14 protein-coding genes are annotated in these 14,899 nt (G+C 71.9%); 9 read left to right on the forward strand and 5 right to left on the reverse strand.

Features of this window, described 5'->3' with window-relative positions; genetic code table 11:
- Positions 1 to 241: 241 nt before the first annotated feature.
- A complete protein-coding gene (locus tag MED01_RS05295; RefSeq protein ID WP_238667402.1) occupies positions 242 to 631 on the forward strand; it encodes a helix-turn-helix domain-containing protein in 390 nt (129 codons plus the stop codon).
- Positions 632 to 640: 9 nt separating this feature from the next.
- Positions 641 to 1,723 (forward strand): polyprenyl synthetase family protein, encoded by a 1,083-nt coding sequence (locus MED01_RS05300; RefSeq protein WP_238667403.1) that lies wholly within the window; start codon positions 641 to 643, stop codon positions 1,721 to 1,723.
- A gap of 99 nt (positions 1,724 to 1,822) precedes the next feature.
- On the opposite strand, the gene MED01_RS05305 is transcribed toward MED01_RS05300, so the two are convergent.
- Positions 1,823 to 2,212 carry an Rv2175c family DNA-binding protein gene (locus tag MED01_RS05305; RefSeq protein ID WP_091408069.1) on the reverse strand — a complete coding sequence of 130 codons (390 nt, stop codon included), beginning with the start codon at positions 2,210 to 2,212 and terminating at the stop codon, positions 1,823 to 1,825.
- A 188-nt stretch (positions 2,213 to 2,400) separates the two neighbouring features.
- Between MED01_RS05305 and pknB the strand changes: the two genes are divergently transcribed.
- A complete protein-coding gene (gene pknB, locus MED01_RS05310) occupies positions 2,401 to 4,389 on the forward strand; it encodes a Stk1 family PASTA domain-containing Ser/Thr kinase (protein ID WP_238667404.1) in 1,989 nt (662 codons plus the stop codon).
- Positions 4,389 to 5,258 carry a deoxyribonuclease IV gene (locus MED01_RS05315; protein ID WP_238667405.1) on the forward strand — a complete coding sequence of 290 codons (870 nt, stop codon included), beginning with the start codon at positions 4,389 to 4,391 and terminating at the stop codon, positions 5,256 to 5,258. The genes pknB and MED01_RS05315 overlap by 1 nt, the downstream gene beginning before the upstream one ends.
- Before the next feature lie 137 nt (positions 5,259 to 5,395).
- Here MED01_RS05315 and MED01_RS05320 read toward each other — a convergent pair whose 3' ends face one another.
- The 4 genes from MED01_RS05320 to MED01_RS05335 all read right to left on the reverse strand — a co-directional run bounded on the left by MED01_RS05320 (position 5,396) and on the right by MED01_RS05335 (position 10,337).
- The gene (locus MED01_RS05320) at positions 5,396 to 6,436 is read right to left on the reverse strand and encodes a threonine aldolase family protein (protein WP_274525291.1); all 1,041 of its coding nucleotides are present in this window, start codon (positions 6,434 to 6,436) and stop codon (positions 5,396 to 5,398) included.
- A gap of 96 nt (positions 6,437 to 6,532) precedes the next feature.
- Positions 6,533 to 7,939, reverse strand: a complete 1,407-nt coding sequence (locus MED01_RS05325; RefSeq protein WP_238660833.1) for a class II 3-deoxy-7-phosphoheptulonate synthase — start codon at positions 7,937 to 7,939, stop codon at positions 6,533 to 6,535.
- An 87-nt stretch (positions 7,940 to 8,026) separates the two neighbouring features.
- The gene (locus MED01_RS05330) at positions 8,027 to 8,530 is read right to left on the reverse strand and encodes a nuclear transport factor 2 family protein (protein ID WP_238667407.1); all 504 of its coding nucleotides are present in this window, start codon (positions 8,528 to 8,530) and stop codon (positions 8,027 to 8,029) included.
- A gap of 181 nt (positions 8,531 to 8,711) precedes the next feature.
- Positions 8,712 to 10,337: a glycosyl hydrolase family 18 protein gene (locus MED01_RS05335; RefSeq protein WP_238667408.1), complete on the reverse strand. Its 1,626-nt coding sequence runs from the start codon at positions 10,335 to 10,337 to the stop codon at positions 8,712 to 8,714.
- Positions 10,338 to 10,504: 167 nt separating this feature from the next.
- Between MED01_RS05335 and MED01_RS05340 the strand changes: the two genes are divergently transcribed.
- The 5 genes from MED01_RS05340 to MED01_RS05360 all read left to right on the forward strand — a co-directional run bounded on the left by MED01_RS05340 (position 10,505) and on the right by MED01_RS05360 (position 14,795).
- Entirely contained in the window at positions 10,505 to 10,996 is a 492-nt protein-coding gene (locus MED01_RS05340) for a glutathione peroxidase (RefSeq protein WP_238667409.1), read from the forward strand.
- 353 nt (positions 10,997 to 11,349) lie between these two features.
- Positions 11,350 to 12,024, forward strand: coding sequence for an NADPH-dependent F420 reductase (locus tag MED01_RS05345; RefSeq protein ID WP_238667410.1), 675 nt, complete (start codon positions 11,350 to 11,352; stop codon positions 12,022 to 12,024).
- Positions 12,025 to 12,471: 447 nt separating this feature from the next.
- Positions 12,472 to 13,143, forward strand: coding sequence for a class I SAM-dependent methyltransferase (locus MED01_RS05350; protein ID WP_238667411.1), 672 nt, complete (start codon positions 12,472 to 12,474; stop codon positions 13,141 to 13,143).
- Between the two features lie 108 nt (positions 13,144 to 13,251).
- Positions 13,252 to 14,121, forward strand: a complete 870-nt coding sequence (locus tag MED01_RS05355) for a DUF4397 domain-containing protein (protein ID WP_238667412.1) — start codon at positions 13,252 to 13,254, stop codon at positions 14,119 to 14,121.
- Positions 14,118 to 14,795 carry a class F sortase gene (locus tag MED01_RS05360; RefSeq protein WP_238667413.1) on the forward strand — a complete coding sequence of 226 codons (678 nt, stop codon included), beginning with the start codon at positions 14,118 to 14,120 and terminating at the stop codon, positions 14,793 to 14,795. The genes MED01_RS05355 and MED01_RS05360 overlap by 4 nt, the downstream gene beginning before the upstream one ends.
- Positions 14,796 to 14,899 lie beyond the last annotated feature (104 nt).

A 14,899-nucleotide genomic window follows, 5' to 3' on the forward strand; every position in this document is an offset into this window, starting at 1 on the left:
GTCTGCCGTGAGCCGGTGGGCGGCTTCACCCGGGTCCGCCGTGAGCCGGTGGACGGTGTCGCACCGCGCCTCGACCGACGGCGGAAAGGCGTCGTACCTCCGCTGTAGGAAGGGACGGTGCGGGAGGGGCGGCGGGGGTGGCCCCTGATCCCGCGCGGGGGTCAGCAACCGAGCGGTGACGCCGGTCCCGTCCGGTCGGGCGGGTAGGTCGTCACCGCACCGACGCCCGCCAGGAGGACACATGATCCCGCCCGCATCGCCGCGCCCCGTGCAGCTCGGGCCGCTGCTGGCCCGGCGCCGACTGGCCCGTGGCTGGAGCCAGCAGCGAGCCGCCGCCGAGTTGTGTGCCGCCGCCGGGGTGCCGACGCTGAGTCGGCACGAGGTTTCCCGGTGGGAGCGACAGCGTCGCGTGCCGGGCGGGTTCTGGCTCGGCTGGCTCGCCGTCGTCCTGGACGTGCCGCTGGTGGTGCTCGCGGAGGCCGCCGCGGCGACCCGTCGAGCCGGCTCGACGCGGGCCACCGGGCCGGGCCGCGCCGCGGCGGCCGGCGCGCGACCGGCCGGGCGGGCGGGTCCCGGGCGCACCGGCGGGACTACGCGTGGCGGTGGAGCACGAGCACGGACGACCGGCTAGCGTCGGGGCGTGACCCACGCTGCTCCCGTGTCTCCCGTCGACCGCGCCGGCCTTCGGCAGCGGGTCGACAAGGCTCTCACCGAGTTCCTGGCCGGCCAACGGGTCCGGCTCGCCGCAGTGGACGAGGCGTTGGGTCCGGTGGCCGAGGCGATCGAGGCGTTCGTGCTCGGCGGCGGCAAGCGACTGCGTCCCGCATTCGCTTACTGGGGGTTCCGAGGGGCCGGCGGGCTGGACGGCGACCAGGTGCTGACCGCCCTGGCCGCGCTGGAGTTCGTCCAGGCCAGCGCCCTGATCCACGACGACCTGATGGACCGTTCCGACACCCGTCGCGGCGAGCCCGCGGTGCACCGACGCTTCGCCACCCGGCATCGGGAGGCTGGCTGGGGCGGCGACCCGGACGGTTTCGGCGACGCCGCGGCCATCCTGCTCGGTGACCTGTGTCTGGTCTGGTCCGACGAGCTGCTGCACTCCGCCGGCCTGGACCTGTGGTCGTTGGCCCGGGCCCGGCCGGTCTTCGACGAGATGCGCACCGAGGTCACCGTCGGGCAGTACCTCGACGTGCTCACCCAGGTCACCGGGGACACCTCGGTGGAACGGGCCAGCAAGGTCGCCCGGTACAAGTCCGCCAAGTACACGGTTGAGCGCCCGATGCTGCTCGGCGCCGCGCTGGCCGACGCGCCGGAGGACGTGCGGACGGCCTACTCGGCGTACGGGCTGCCGCTGGGCGAGGCGTTCCAGCTCCGCGACGACGTGCTGGGGGTCTTCGGCGACCCGGCGCTGACCGGCAAACCGGCCGGGGACGACCTACGCGAGGGCAAGCGCACCTATCTGGTGGCGGCGACAGTGGAGGCCACCGACGACGCGGGTCGTGAGCTGCTGCTCGGCCGGCTCGGCGACCCGGAGCTGGACGAGGACGGCGTGGCCCGGCTCCGCGAGGTGATCTCGGGAAGTGGGGCGCTGGCCCGTACCGAACAGCGGATCACCACACTCACCGACGCCGCCCTGGCCGCCCTGACCGCCGTCGACCTCGACACCGAGGCCCGCCAAGCCCTGGTCGACCTGGCCATAGCCGCAACCCGCCGGTCCGACTAACCCCACCCGGCCCCCGCCTCCAGGCTTGGTCATGAGGTTGGCGGCCTTAGCCTCGGCGTGCCGCGCCACCAACCTCATGATCAACGCGGGGGTACGGAGTTAGAAGCCCTGGGCCTGGGCTCGGCGTTTCACCTCGCGGGCCTGATCGCCGGAGAGGGCGGCGGCTGGGGTGGCGCCGGGGAGGGTGTCGTCCGGCTCGTAGAGCCAGCGCAGGACGGCCTCGTCGTCGTAGCCGTTGTCGGCGAGCAGGTTGAGCACGCCGGGCAGGTGCTTGAGCACGGTCTGGTTGGCAACCAGGTCCGCTGGGATCCGGCGGACGCCGTCGCGGCGGACCGCCAACAGCTCCCGGTCACGGATCATCTGGTGCACCTTGCTGATCGACACGTCGAGGCGTTCGGCGACGTCGGGCAGGGTCAACCAGTCGGCCGGGTCGGTGGGGCCGGCGAGCTCCAGGCCGGGAGCGGCCTGGTCGGGTACGGGTTCGGTCACCCGACAACCCTGCCACGCCGCCGCCGCGACGAGCCACCGGCACCCCGGGCGGCCCTTCTGCGTCCTCTTCCCTGATCGTCGCTGACCAGCGAACAAGGGGCGGGAAACGCGTCGGGAGGGACCAGTTCGGTGTACGGCTGTAGCATCCTGTTCATCCTTCACCCTCTGGACACATAGACTGCCTGCCGATGGACACTCAGGTCGCCGACACGTTGCTGGGCTCGCTGATCGACGGGCGCTACCGCATTCGCGGTCGCGTGGCCCGTGGTGGCATGGCGACCGTGTACACCGCCACCGACGAACGCCTCGAGCGCACCGTCGCTGTCAAGATCATTCACCCGACCCAGGCGAGCGAGGCCCGGGCCCGGATCGCCAACTTCGTGGCTCGGTTCACCGACGAGGCGAAGACCATCGCCCGGCTGACCCACCCGAACGTGGTGGCGGTCTACGACCAGGGCACGCACGCCGGCCTCCCGTACCTGGTGATGGAGTACGTCCGTGGCCGCACGCTGCGTGACGTGCTGGCCGAGCGTCGCCGGCTCAACCCGGACGAGGCGCTGGCCATCGCCGAGCAGATGCTCGCCGCGATCGCCGCCGCGCACCGAGCCGGTCTCGTGCACCGCGACGTCAAACCGGAGAACGTGCTGGTCGCGGAAGCGCCTACCGGTGGCGTCGCCAACCTGGTCGACAGCGTGGTGAAGGTGGCCGACTTCGGGCTGGCCCGGGCGGTCGAGGCGAGCGCCGACGAGGAGCAGGGCAACCAGCTGATGGCCACCGTGGCGTACGTCGCCCCGGAACTGGTCACCGAGGGCCGCGCCGATCCGCGCACCGACGTCTACTCGGCCGGCATCGTGCTGTTCGAGATGCTCACCGGCCGGGTGCCGTACGACGGGGACCGCCCGGTGGACGTCGCCTGGCAGCACGTCGACCGGGACGTGCCGGCGCCCTCGACGCTGGTGCCGGGCCTGCCGTCGGTCCTCGACGACCTGGTGCAGCGGGCCACCCGCCGCGACCCGGGAGCGCGGCCCGCCGACGCTGGCGCGTTGTTGGCCGAGGTGCAGGTGGCCCGGGATCGTCTGGGCGACGCCAACAGCCACACCGCAGTACTCCGCCCGGTCAGTGACGCACCGTCGCTCTCCCAGCCGACCATGATGGTGGCGACGCTCCAGCCGGCCAACCGCCCGTCGTGGGCACGACTGCCCGAGGGCGCCAGCAGCCAGGGGCCGGGGCGGCGTCGCGCCGCCCCGGAGCCGGCGGAGGGCCTGGGCGCCCGGCTCGCCGTGCTGCGCAGCACGGTGCTGAGCAACCCCCGTGGCCGGCTGGCCGTCGCGGCGGTCGTCGTGACGCTGGGCCTGGTGGCCGCGCTCGGGGGTTGGTGGTTCGGCGTCGGCCGCTACACGGACGCTCCGCAGCTGGTGAGCCTGAGCAAGGCCGAGGCGCAGGCGAAGGCCGACCGCGCCGGGCTTCTCGTCAAGTACGCTGAGCCGCGCTTCGACGAGAAAGCCCCGAAGGACAGCGTGCTGGAGCAGAACCCGGCGTCCGCTGCCGAGATCGTCAAGGGTGGCACGATCACCCTGACCCTCTCCCTCGGTCCGGAGCGTTTCCCCGTACCGGATGTGATCGGCAAGGAGTTCGAGCTCGCCGAGGCGGACCTGGTCAACGTGAAGCTGGTGGTGGCCAAGGGAACCCCCCGCTACGACGACAGCCTGCCGGCCGGGGTCGTGGTGGAAAGCTCCCCCAAGGTGGGCACCGAGGTCAAACCCGGTGCGAAGGTCACCCTCATTCTGAGCCGGGGCAGGGCGCCGGTGACGGTGCCGAACCTGGTCGGCAAGAGCCTGACCGACGCCCGGACGACCCTGGCCCAGCTCAACCTGGTGCTGAAGGAGAACTACAAGGACTCCGACAAGCCGAGGGACGAGATCCTCGGCCAGAGCCCCGCCGATGGCGCCGGCGTGGAGAAGGGCACCGAGGTCAAGCTGGACGTCAGCAAGGGCCCGCCGCTGGTCGTCATGCCGCGGGTGATCGACCTGCCGTGCCAGCAGGCCAAGCAGGCGCTGGAGGGCCAGGGCTACCCGGTGACGATGGCGATCAACCCGAACGCCGTGGTCCGGATCCAGATCCCGGGCGAAAATTCGCAGGTGGCGCCCGGCACCCCGGTCACACTGACGTGCTTCTGATGCCGCCGATCTCCGCGCGGCCGGTGGGCACGCACACTCCGACCTCGGGTGGGCTGGCGAAGGCTGCCCTGCCGTACGCCGACGCGACCGGTGCGCAGGTGGTGCAGGTCTACGTCTCCAACTCGCGAGGCTGGGCGCTGCCCAACGGCGACCCGGTGCAGGACGCGCTGTTCCGCGACGGTTGCGCCGAGCGGGGCATTCCCGCGTTCATCCACGCCGCGCTGCTGGTCAACCTCGGCTCGCCCACCCCGGCCACCGTCGAGAAGTCGGGTCAGACGCTGGCCCACGCGCTTCGTCGGGGCGTGGCGATCGGCGCGCGCGGGGTGGTGTTCCACGCGGGCAGTTCGGTGGACGAGGGGCACGCCGAGGCGGCGATGGGACAGGTCCGCGAGGTGTTGCTGCCGCTGCTCGACTGGGCTGCCGACGCTGGTGGGCCGATGTTGCTTGTCGAGCCGAGCGCCGGCGGTGGCCGGTCACTGGCCTCCCGGGTCGAGCAACTCGGCCCCTACCTGGACGCGGTGGACGGGCATCCCATGCTCGGGGTCTGCTTCGACACCTGCCACGCCTGGGCGGCCGGCCACGACCTGGCGGCCGAGGGCGGCATGACGTCGACGCTGGACACCCTGGTGGCCACTGTCGGCGCGGACCGGCTGCGGCTGATCCACGCCAACGATTCGAAGGACCTGTGCGGCTCCACCCGGGATCGGCACGAGAACATCGGCAAGGGCAGCATCGGCGAGCCCGCCTTCGCCGAGCTGATGGCGCACCCGGCGACCGCTGGCGTCCCGATCGTGGTGGAAACCCCCAGCGAGAAGCACGTGGGCCACGCCGCCGACATCGCCACCCTCACCCGCCTGTCCCACCCGTAACCCACCCACCCCTCCCTACCAACTCCCCGCCCGGCGGCCCCGGCCCACCGGGTGATCATGAAGTTATTGTCATGACACGCCGATCCGAGTGGCAATAACTTCATGATCACCGGGGGTGGGGTGGGGTGGGGTGGGTTTTAGGCTGCGGCGAGGATGCGGGGTAGGGCTGCCAGGGCGCGGTCGATGTCCGCGTCGCTGAGGCCCAGGTGGGTGACCAGGCGGGCGGTACGGGGGCCGAGCACCGAGATCAGTACGCCCTCGGCCCGCGCCGCGGCGGCCAGGGCCCGCGCGTCCAGGGTGTGCTTGGTGAGGTCCAGCGCGACCAGGTTGGTACGGACCGTGGTGGCCAGCACACCGAACGGCGCGACCGCCTCGGCGAGCCGGGCCGCCTTCGCGTGGTCGTCGGCCAACCGGTCGATGTGCTGCGCGAGCGCGTACCGACCGGCGGCGGCGAGAATGCCGGCCTGGCGCATGCCCCCGCCCATCCGCTTGCGGATCAGCCGGGCACGTTCGATCTTCTCCGCGCTGCCGAGCACCAGCGAACCGACCGGCGCGCCGAGGCCCTTGGACAGGCACACCGACAGCGTGTCGAAGAGCCGGCCGTACTCGATCAGCGGCACCCGGTCGGCGACGTGCGCGTGCCAGATCCGGGCGCCGTCACAGTGCAGCGCGACGCCCGCCTCGTCAGCCACCCCGCGCAGATCCCGCAGGGTCGCCAGCGGAATCACTCCGCCGCCGCCGCGGTTGTGGGTCTGCTCGACGGCGATCGCGCGGGTGGGGACGGCGAAGTAACCGTCCGGCCGGATCATCCCGGCCACCACCTCCGGGTCGATGTCCGCGCCCACCGCGGGCCAGGTCCGGGAGGAGATCCCGCCGTACGCGGCCGCGGCGCCGATCTCGTACGTGACCACGTGCGCGTCGGCGTCGCAGAGCAACTCGTCGCCGGGCGACACCAGCAGTTGCAGGGCGATCTGGTTCGCCATCGAGCCACTCGGGGCGAACAGCGCCGCCTCGTGCCCGAACAACGCGGCGACCTCGGCCTCCAGCGCGTTGACGCTCGGGTCCTCGCCGTAGACGTCGTCACCGACCTCAGCGGCGGCCATCGCCTCCCGCATCCCGGCGGTGGGTCGGGTCACCGTGTCGGACCGCAGGTCCACGAACAGATCAGGCACTGTCATCCCTTTCAACTGCCAACTGGCAAACTGCGGGCTCGCACGCTCAGCCCCGCGTCAGCCATGGTCATCCTCTGACTTGCCGGCTGCGGGCTCACACGCTCAGCCCCGCAGCATTTCCGCTACGAGGAACGCCAACTCCAACGACTGCTGGGTGTTCAGACGCGGGTCGCAGGCGGTCTCGTACCGGTCGGGCAGGTCAAGATCCTCGATCCCCTGGGCGCCGCCGAGGCACTCGGTGACGTCCTCGCCGGTCAACTCGACGTGCAGGCCGCCGGGGTGGGTGTCCAGCCCCCGGTGCACCTCGAAGTAGCCGAGCACCTCGTCGACGATGCGGTCGAAGTGCCGGGTCTTGTAGCCGTTCGACGACTCGTGCGTGTTGCCGTGCATCGGGTCGCACTGCCAGACCACCTTGGCCCCGGCGGCTGTGACCTTGGCGACGATCGGCGGCAGCGCGTCGCGTACCCGGTGGTTGCCCATCCGGCTGATCAGGGTGAGCCGCCCGGGGATGTTGTCCGGGTTGAGCTTCTCGCACAACTCGATCGCCTCGTCCGGGGAGGTCGTCGGGCCGAGCTTGACCCCGATCGGGTTGGCGATCCGGGAGATGAAGTCGATGTGCGCCCCGCTGATCTGCCGGGTGCGCTCGCCGATCCACAGGAAGTGCCCGGAGAGCCCGTACGCCCGACGGTCGGAGACCCGGGTGAGCGCCCGGTCGTACTCCAGGGCCAGGGCCTCGTGGGAGCAGTAGAGCGTGACGGTGCGCAACGCCTCGTCGTCGGTCATGCCGCAGGCCCGGATGAAGGCCAGCGCCCGGTCGATCTCCCGGGCGATCGCCTCGTAACGCTCCCCCGCCGGGGAGTTCTTCACGAAGCCCTTGTTCCAGTCGTGCACGGCGTGCAGGTCGGCGAGCCCGCCGGCGAGGTACGCCCGGAGCATGTTCATCGCCGCCGCAGAGTTCGCGTACGCGCGGATCATGCGTTGCGGGTCGGCGACCCGGGCGGTCGGGTCGGCCTCCAGCGAGTTGATCATGTCGCCGCGGTACGCGGGCAGGCCGCGGGCGTCGGTCGGCAGCGAGCGGGGCTTCGTGTACTGCCCGGCCACCCGGGCGACCTTGACCACCGGCAGCGACGCCCCGTAGGTGAGCACGATCGCCATCTGGAGCAGGGTGCGGGCGTTGGCCAGCAGGTGGCTCTCGGTGTTGTCCACGAACGTCTCGGCGCAGTCACCACCCTGCAGCAGGAACGCCTTGCCCTCGCAGACCAGGGCGAGCTTCTGTCGGAGTTGGTCCACCTCGTAGGGCGCGACGACCGACGGCACCGTGTCGAGGACCTTGCAGACCGCGGCCACGGCAGCCGGGTCGGACCACGGCGGAACCTGCTCGCGGGGCAGCTCCCGCCATCGGTCCAGACCGAGCGCGGCGTCCTCGGCGGAATCGACTGTCGGTCGGCTGGTCTGCAGGCCCGGGCTGCCCACAGCGGGATGGCTCAACTGATGCCACTCATGGCGCATGTCAGAAAGCGTACGGCGACGGTAGCGGTGGCCGGGCGGCGAGGGGGACGGTTCCGGCAGATGGGAGATCAATCTGCCGGACGCCGGTCAGGATGCGGGGGTGGGGGCGACGCCGGTCGGCGTCGGGGCGACGGGCCCACCCGGCGCTTCGCCGGCGATGCACCAGTCGCTTCCGTCCCGGGTGACGGTGAAGATCAAGGGCCGGATGACGGTGCGCTTGCCGACCGCGACCGAGACCGAGACGCGGACCTCCTGCCCGAGCGGACCGGACCGGATGTCCGTGATGGCCGCCTCCGGCACCTGGAAGTGGTCGGCGAAGTCGCCGTTGGGGCCGGTGGCGCCCAGGTCGAAGCCGTCGTGCAGCAGAGCGCAGAGCTGGCTGCGGCCGGCGTCGACGTCCTTGGCGGCCATCGCGTCGAGGTACGCCTGCACGCGCTCGCGGGAGCGGGTGGTGGCCTCCTCGGCGGGGGCTCGGGCCGGCTTGGCGGCGGACTTCTCGTCCTTGTCGCCGATCCCGCAGCCGACCAGGGCAACCGGTAGCAGCATCAGCCCGGCGGCGGTCGCCGCCAGCCTGCGGTGTGTCGGGCGCATGATCACCTCCGTTGGCGGTGAGATCGAGACGTGCCGAGCCGCGAGTCTGCCACATCCGGCTGACCGAGCCCAACGGCGGCGGCCCGGCCGACGCTGGGCGTCGACCGGGCCGCTGTGTCACGGGCGGGAAGGGACGGTGCGGGCCCCTTCCCGCCGTGTGGGTGGTGCGTCGGCCCTCGGCTCAGCCGAGACCGCCCTTGATGGCGCCGATGAGCTCGCCGTTGCTCGTGTCACCGGAGAGCTCCCAGAAGAACGCGCCACCGAGGCCCTGGTTGTTCGCGTACGTCATCTTGCCGTTGATGGTCGACGGGGTGTCGTAGCTCCACCAGTTGCTGCCGCACTTGGCGTACGCGGTGCCGGCGATCGCGCCGGTGGCCGGGCAGGTGTTCTTGAGGACCTTGTAGTCCTCGATGCCAGCCTCGTAGGTGCCCGGCGCCGCACCGGTGGCGCTGCCACCCGGAGCGGCCTGGGTGACACCGGTCCAGCCCCGACCGTAGAAGCCGATGCCGAGCAGCAGCTTGTTGGCCGGGACGCCCTTGCTCTTGAGCTTCTGGATCGCCGCGTCGGAGTTGAAGCCCTGCTGCGGGATGCCGGTGTACGAGGTGAGCGGTGAGTGCGGTGCCGTCGGACCCTGGGCGGCGAAGGCGCCGAAGTAGTCGTAGGTCATCGGCATCAGCCAGTTGAGGTTGCCGATGGCGCCGGCGTAGTCGGTGGCGTCGATCTTGCCGCCGTTGCTGCCGTCCGCGGTGATGGCGGCGGTGACCAGGGCGCTGGACCCGAACTTCGACCGCAACGCGCTGATCACGTTCTTGAACGCGTTCGGGCCACTGCTGTCACAGCTCAGACCGCAGGCGTTGGGGTACTCCCAGTCGACGTCGATGCCGTCGAAGACGTCCGCCCAGCGCGGGTCCTCGACCAGGTTGTAGCAGCTCTCGGCGAACGCGGCCGGGTTCTGCGCGGCCTGGGTGAAGCCGCCGGACCAGGTCCAGCCACCGAACGACCAGATCACCTTGAGGTGCGGGTTCAGCTGCTTGAGCTTGCGCAGCTGGTTGAAGCTGCCGCGCAGCGGCTGGTCCCACGTGTCGGCGACGCCGTCCACGCTCTCCGCCGCGGTGTACGCCTTCTCGTAGTCGGCGTAGCTGTCACCGATGGCGCAACGGCCACCGGTGGTGTTGCCGAAGGCGTACAGGATGTGGGTCAGCTTGGCGGCCGAGCCGCTGGTCTGGATGTTCTTGACGTGGTAGTTGCGCCCGTAGACGCCCCACTCGGCGAAGTAACCGACGATCTTCTTGCCGCCCGGGTTCGGCGGGTTGGTGGTCGGCGGTGGCGTGGTGGGCGGAGGGGTGGTGGGCGGCGTCGTCGTCGGTGGGGTGGTGGTCGGCGGAGTGGTGGTCGGCGGGGTCGTCCCGCCGCCGCACGCGGCACCGTTGATGGTGCAGTTCAGCGGTGCCTTGTAGGCGCCGCTGCCGTTGTAGCCCCAGCTGAACGAGGCGCCGGGGGCGATGCCGCCGGCCCAGCTCTTCTTGACCGCGACGTAGTGGTTGCCGCTGCTGGTGACGTCGGCGTCCCACGCGCTGCTGATGGTGGTGCCCGACGGCAGGTCGAACTCGATGCGCCAGGTGGTGACGGTGGCGCTGGAGCCGTTGGTGACCGTCACCCTCGTCTCGTGACCGGTCCCCCAGTCCTGCGCCTTGGTGAAGGTGGTGGTGACCGTGCCGGCGCCGAACGCGGTGGTCACCGGCACCGCTGCGACGGTCACGGCGACCACGGCACCGGCCCAGAGGGCCCGGCGGAGCGATCTTTTCATGAGGCGTCTCCCGAACTGTTAGGAAACTTTCCAAAAGAGATGGTGAGACGGTACTCACGGCGTCATCAGTTCGTCAAGATGCGCATGTTTCGATTTCTCCTGGTGCACGGAGTGCTCACGCTGCGCCCACCCCGGGTCGACAGCCGACCGGCGCGTAGCCTCGGCCCATGACCGTCTTCGACATCCCGATCGACGCCCTCAACGGCGGCCCCGCCGACCTGGCCCGCCACCGCGGCAAGGCGTTGCTGGTCGTCAACGTCGCCTCCCGCTGCGGCCTCACCCCGCAGTACGCCGGCCTCCAGACGCTCGCCGACTCCTACGCCGACCAGGGCCTCGTGGTGCTCGGCGTGCCGTGCAACCAGTTCGCCGGACAGGAGCCGGGCAGCGCCGCCGAGATCAGCGACTTCTGCCAGGTCAACTACGGGGTCACCTTCCCGCTGACCGAGAAGGTCGACGTCAACGGGCCCGACCGGCACCCGCTCTACGCCGCGCTCGTGGACACCCCGGACGCCGACGGGCACACCGGTGACGTGCGCTGGAACTTCGAGAAGTTCCTGGTGGCCCCGGACGGCTCGGTCGCCGCCCGCTTCGCCCCCACTGTCACGCCCGACTCCGACGACCTGCGCGCCGCCATCGAAAAGACCCTCCCCACCGCCTGACACCCCGGGGCGCTCCACGGCGCGCCTCGATCCCGCTCGAACATGGATGTAGTGGCCTCCCGTCTCCCGGACGCCACTGCATCCAGGATCCAGCGTGATCTCGCCGGGTCGACTCCGCGAAACGACAGGCGGTCCGCCCCGCTCGTCACCGGAGAGTGGCACGTCAGCGGGAAGCCGGTCGGCGACCAGCACGAGCAGTACGTTGTGCAGGACTGGCCTGCGCCGCCACCCAGGCACCCGCCGGGACGGCGTAGGTCGCGACCAGCCTGAGAAGTCGCCCGGCGGCGAGCAAACCGAATAACCCACCAGGCTGGTCGGGAATGCGTCGCGGGTGGACGGAGTTGGGAACAAGCATGACAACTGTGGGACTGATCGGCAGTGGCAACATCGGCGGCACCGTGGCCCGGCTGGCCGTCGACGCCGGCTACGACGTGGTGCTGAGCAACTCGCGGGGCCCGGAGACCCTCACCGACCTGGTGGAGACCCTGGGCGAGCACGCCAGCGCCGGCACCACGCAGGACGCGGCGCAGGTAGGCGACCTGGTGGTGGTCAGCGTGCCGCTGAAGGCGTACCGCGCGGTGCCCGTGGAACCGCTGGCCGGCAAGGTCGTCATCGACACCAACAACTACTACCCGCAGCGCGATGGCGCCTTCCCGGAGCTGGACTCCGGTGAGATCACCAGCAGCGAGTTGCTCCAGCGACACCTGCCGGGCTCGCGAGTGGTCAAGGTCTTCAACAACATCTACTTCAAGGGCCTGGCCGCGCTCCCCCGGCCGACCGGCGCGGCCGACCGCAGCGCCCTCGCGATCGCCGGTGACGACGCCGCCGCAAAGGCCGAAGTGACGGCCTTCCTGGACCAGATCGGCTACGACGCGGTCGACGTCGGCCCGCTGGCCGAGGGGTGGCGCTACCAGCCGGACACCCCGGCGTACGGCACGCTCTACTCCGCGAGCCCGACCGACTGGGAGCACCCGGCCCAGGGCGACGCCGCGAAGCTGCGCGCCGCCCTGGCCGCCGCCACCCGCTGAGTAAGGCCAACCGCCGCCCTCCCCGCGACCGCCTGTCGGGTGGTCGTGCGGAGGGCGGCGGCGAGTTCGTCGTCGTAGCTGGCGATCGGCTGCCCGTCCGCGACGAGCCGACCGTGGGCCATCGTCGCCGACCGGAACGAGAACGTACGCGAACCCGGGTACGCGGCGAGCAGCGGAATGACCCGGGGTGCTCCACCGCCTTGGCGGGGAGTACCAGGGGTTGGCGAACGCGACGCTGAGCAACGCGAAGGCCGGCAGGACCACCAGTCCCGCGCAGGCGACCCGGGCCAGCACCCGCCAGCGGGACCGTCGAAACCACGTGTCCCCTGCATCGACCTTCGTCACTACGCCTGCTCAGTAGCCACACGTGAGCAAACGCAAACGCCCCACTTCTGCCCTCGGAAGAACTGGTGTCGCGGGTGGGGTGTCGATTCGTAGCCTCGGCGAATGGGGACGACGAGCACACCGGCGTACGACGCCCACGCGGACTGGTACGAGAGCTTCATCTCCGGCGGCGGCGACTATCTGCGGCGGGTGCACGCGACGGTGTCGGACCTGCTCGGCGCGGGCGAGGGCCCCTGCCTCGACATCTGCTGCGGTACCGGCGCGCACGCGTCGGTGCCGGCGGGTCTGGGTTGGACGCCGGTGGGCGTGGACCTGTCCGGCGGGCAGTTGCGGCACGCGCGAGGGCGGTTGCCGGTGCTCCGGGGTGACGCGGGTGCCCTGCCGGTCGCCGACGCGTCGCTGCCGGCCGCGATGTGCGTGCTGGCCAGCACCGACCTGCCCGACTACCCGGCCGTGCTGCGCGAGGTCGCCCGGGTGCTGCGTCCCGGCGGGCGTTTCGTGCACGTGGGTGTGCACCAGTGTTTCGTGGGCGCGTTCGCCGACTGGAGTCAGCATCCGCGTGTCGTCGTCGACGCGCGGTACGCCGACCGGTCGCGCAGCTTCGACACTTGGAACGCCAGCGGCGTGCGCGTACGGGTGGGTGCCTGGCATCTCCCCCTCGCCGATCTGATCAACGCGACCGTTGTCGCCGGCCTGCGGCTGGTCCGGGTCGTCGAGGCGGGCCCGGGCGGAGTCCCCGACCTGTTCGGCCTCCTCGCCCTCCGCGATCGGTAGCGGCGGCCGACAAAACATCGCTGTGGCAACTTGCGCCACAGTCCTGTTCACGGGACCCTGTTCTCTGGGTTGCTGCCCGCTCACCGAACGTGCTCCCCCGGAGGCGACATGCACACGCTCCGTACCGTTCCCCGCCGGCTGCTGGCCGGTTCCGGCGCGCTCCTGCTCGGCACCGCCCTCGCCACCGCCGCCATCCCGGTTCCGGCGAACGCCGCGACCGGAGCGGACACCGTCGGATACGTCCGGCTCGCGCACCTCTCCCCGGACACCCCGGCGGTGGACGTCTACCTTGCCGCGCCGGGCGCGGCCAAGCCGCAGGTCTTCCCCGGCGTCGGTTACGGCGTGGTCTCCGACTACCTCGAACTCGCGCCGGGCCGGTACGCGGTGGCCATGCGCGAGGCCGGCGCCCCCGCCAGCGACCCCCCGGTGCTCACCACCGAGGTCGCGGTGACCAGCGGGAACGCCTTCACTGTGGCAGGTGTGGGCCGGCACGCCGACCTCGGCCTGCGGGTGCTCAACGACGACCTCAGCGCCCCCACCGACGGCCGCGCCAAGGTGCGGGTCGTCCAGGCGTCGGTGCGGACCCCGGTGCTCGACGTGGCCGCCGCCGACGGCCCGATGATCGCCGACGGGGTGCAGTTCGCGACCACTACCGACTACCAGCAGGTCGAGCCGGGCAGTTGGCGGCTGAAGCTGACGGGTGCCGGCGGGCCGAGCACCGACGCCGAGGTGCGGCTCACCGGTGGCGCGGTCTACTCGCTGCTGGTGCTCGACGCGAAACAGGGCGGGCTCACCGCCGAACTGCGCCGCGACGCCGAAGGCGGCACCGTCGTCCCGGCCGGCGGGGTGGACACCGGTGCCGGTGGCGCCGCCGGGGCCGGGCTCGACGCGTACCCGGTGGTGGCCGGCGGTCTGGCCGTGGCGGCCGGCGGAGTGGCTCTGCTGCTCTGGCGTCGGCGGCGGCGCACCACCTGGTGAACGCCGGGCCGGACCCGTCGATCCGGCGCCACCGTGAGCGCCGGATACCGCTGGCCGCGCTGGTAGCGGCCGGCGCGGCGGTCTGCCTGGCCGCCGCCACCGGGGTCGGGCTGGCCACCACCGGCCCACCACCGCCGGTGGCGAGCTGGCACCCCGGCTGCGGCGACGACTGCCCGTCGGTGGCCGCCGCGCCCACACCACACGGTCCACCCACGCGGGTACGCGTACCGCGCATCGACGTCGACTCACCGCTCACGGTGCTGGGTCTGGACAGCGCCGGTGTGCTGATTCCGCCTACCGACTTCCACACCGCTGGCTGGTACGGCGGCGGCCCGGCCCCGGGCGACACCGGTCCGGCCGTACTCGCCGGGCACCTGGACTCACGACGCGGGCCGGCGGTCTTCGCCCGGCTCGGCGAGCTACGGCCCGGCGACGTGGTGGAGGTGTGGCGCGGCGGGCAGCGGTTGCCGTTCCGGGTGACCGGGTCGCTGCGTACCCGCAAGGACCAGTTTCCGACCGCAGTGGTCTACGGCCCGACACCCGGCGCGGAGCTGCGCCTGGTCACCTGCGGGGGCGACTTCGACCGGCGGCGGGGCCACTACGTCGACAACGTGGTGGTGTTCGCTGTGACCGAGGCCCCCGACCCGGTCCTGCCGACGTCCGCGGCCGGCTGAGCCGCGCACCCGGCCGGCATGGGCCAGCGCCGCGAGGTCCCGGCCCGCCGCGTGATCAACTCGGGTTTAAGGAAGTCGCGGTGTCCGGCGTGCCCGGATGCCGC

Origin of the sequence: Micromonospora alfalfae, assembly GCF_022230925.1 — a bacterium.
Taxonomy (GTDB): domain Bacteria; phylum Actinomycetota; class Actinomycetes; order Mycobacteriales; family Micromonosporaceae; genus Micromonospora; species Micromonospora alfalfae.

Excerpts from the sequence above, each read along its gene's own strand:
- MED01_RS05295 (WP_238667402.1), top strand. The coding sequence starts at position 242 with ATGATCCCGCCCGCATCGCCGCGCCCCGTGCAGCTCGGGCCGCTGCTG.
- pknB (WP_238667404.1), top strand. The coding sequence starts at position 2,401 with ATGGACACTCAGGTCGCCGACACGTTGCTGGGCTCGCTGATCGACGGG.
- MED01_RS05315 (WP_238667405.1), top strand. The coding sequence starts at position 4,389 with ATGCCGCCGATCTCCGCGCGGCCGGTGGGCACGCACACTCCGACCTCG.
- MED01_RS05320 (WP_274525291.1), bottom strand. The coding sequence starts at position 6,436 with ATGACAGTGCCTGATCTGTTCGTGGACCTGCGGTCCGACACGGTGACC.
- MED01_RS05325 (WP_238660833.1), bottom strand. The coding sequence starts at position 7,939 with ATGCGCCATGAGTGGCATCAGTTGAGCCATCCCGCTGTGGGCAGCCCG.
- MED01_RS05330 (WP_238667407.1), bottom strand. The coding sequence starts at position 8,530 with ATGCGCCCGACACACCGCAGGCTGGCGGCGACCGCCGCCGGGCTGATG.
- MED01_RS05335 (WP_238667408.1), bottom strand. The coding sequence starts at position 10,337 with ATGAAAAGATCGCTCCGCCGGGCCCTCTGGGCCGGTGCCGTGGTCGCC.
- MED01_RS05340 (WP_238667409.1), top strand. The coding sequence starts at position 10,505 with ATGACCGTCTTCGACATCCCGATCGACGCCCTCAACGGCGGCCCCGCC.
- MED01_RS05345 (WP_238667410.1), top strand. The coding sequence starts at position 11,350 with ATGACAACTGTGGGACTGATCGGCAGTGGCAACATCGGCGGCACCGTG.
- MED01_RS05350 (WP_238667411.1), top strand. The coding sequence starts at position 12,472 with ATGGGGACGACGAGCACACCGGCGTACGACGCCCACGCGGACTGGTAC.
- MED01_RS05355 (WP_238667412.1), top strand. The coding sequence starts at position 13,252 with ATGCACACGCTCCGTACCGTTCCCCGCCGGCTGCTGGCCGGTTCCGGC.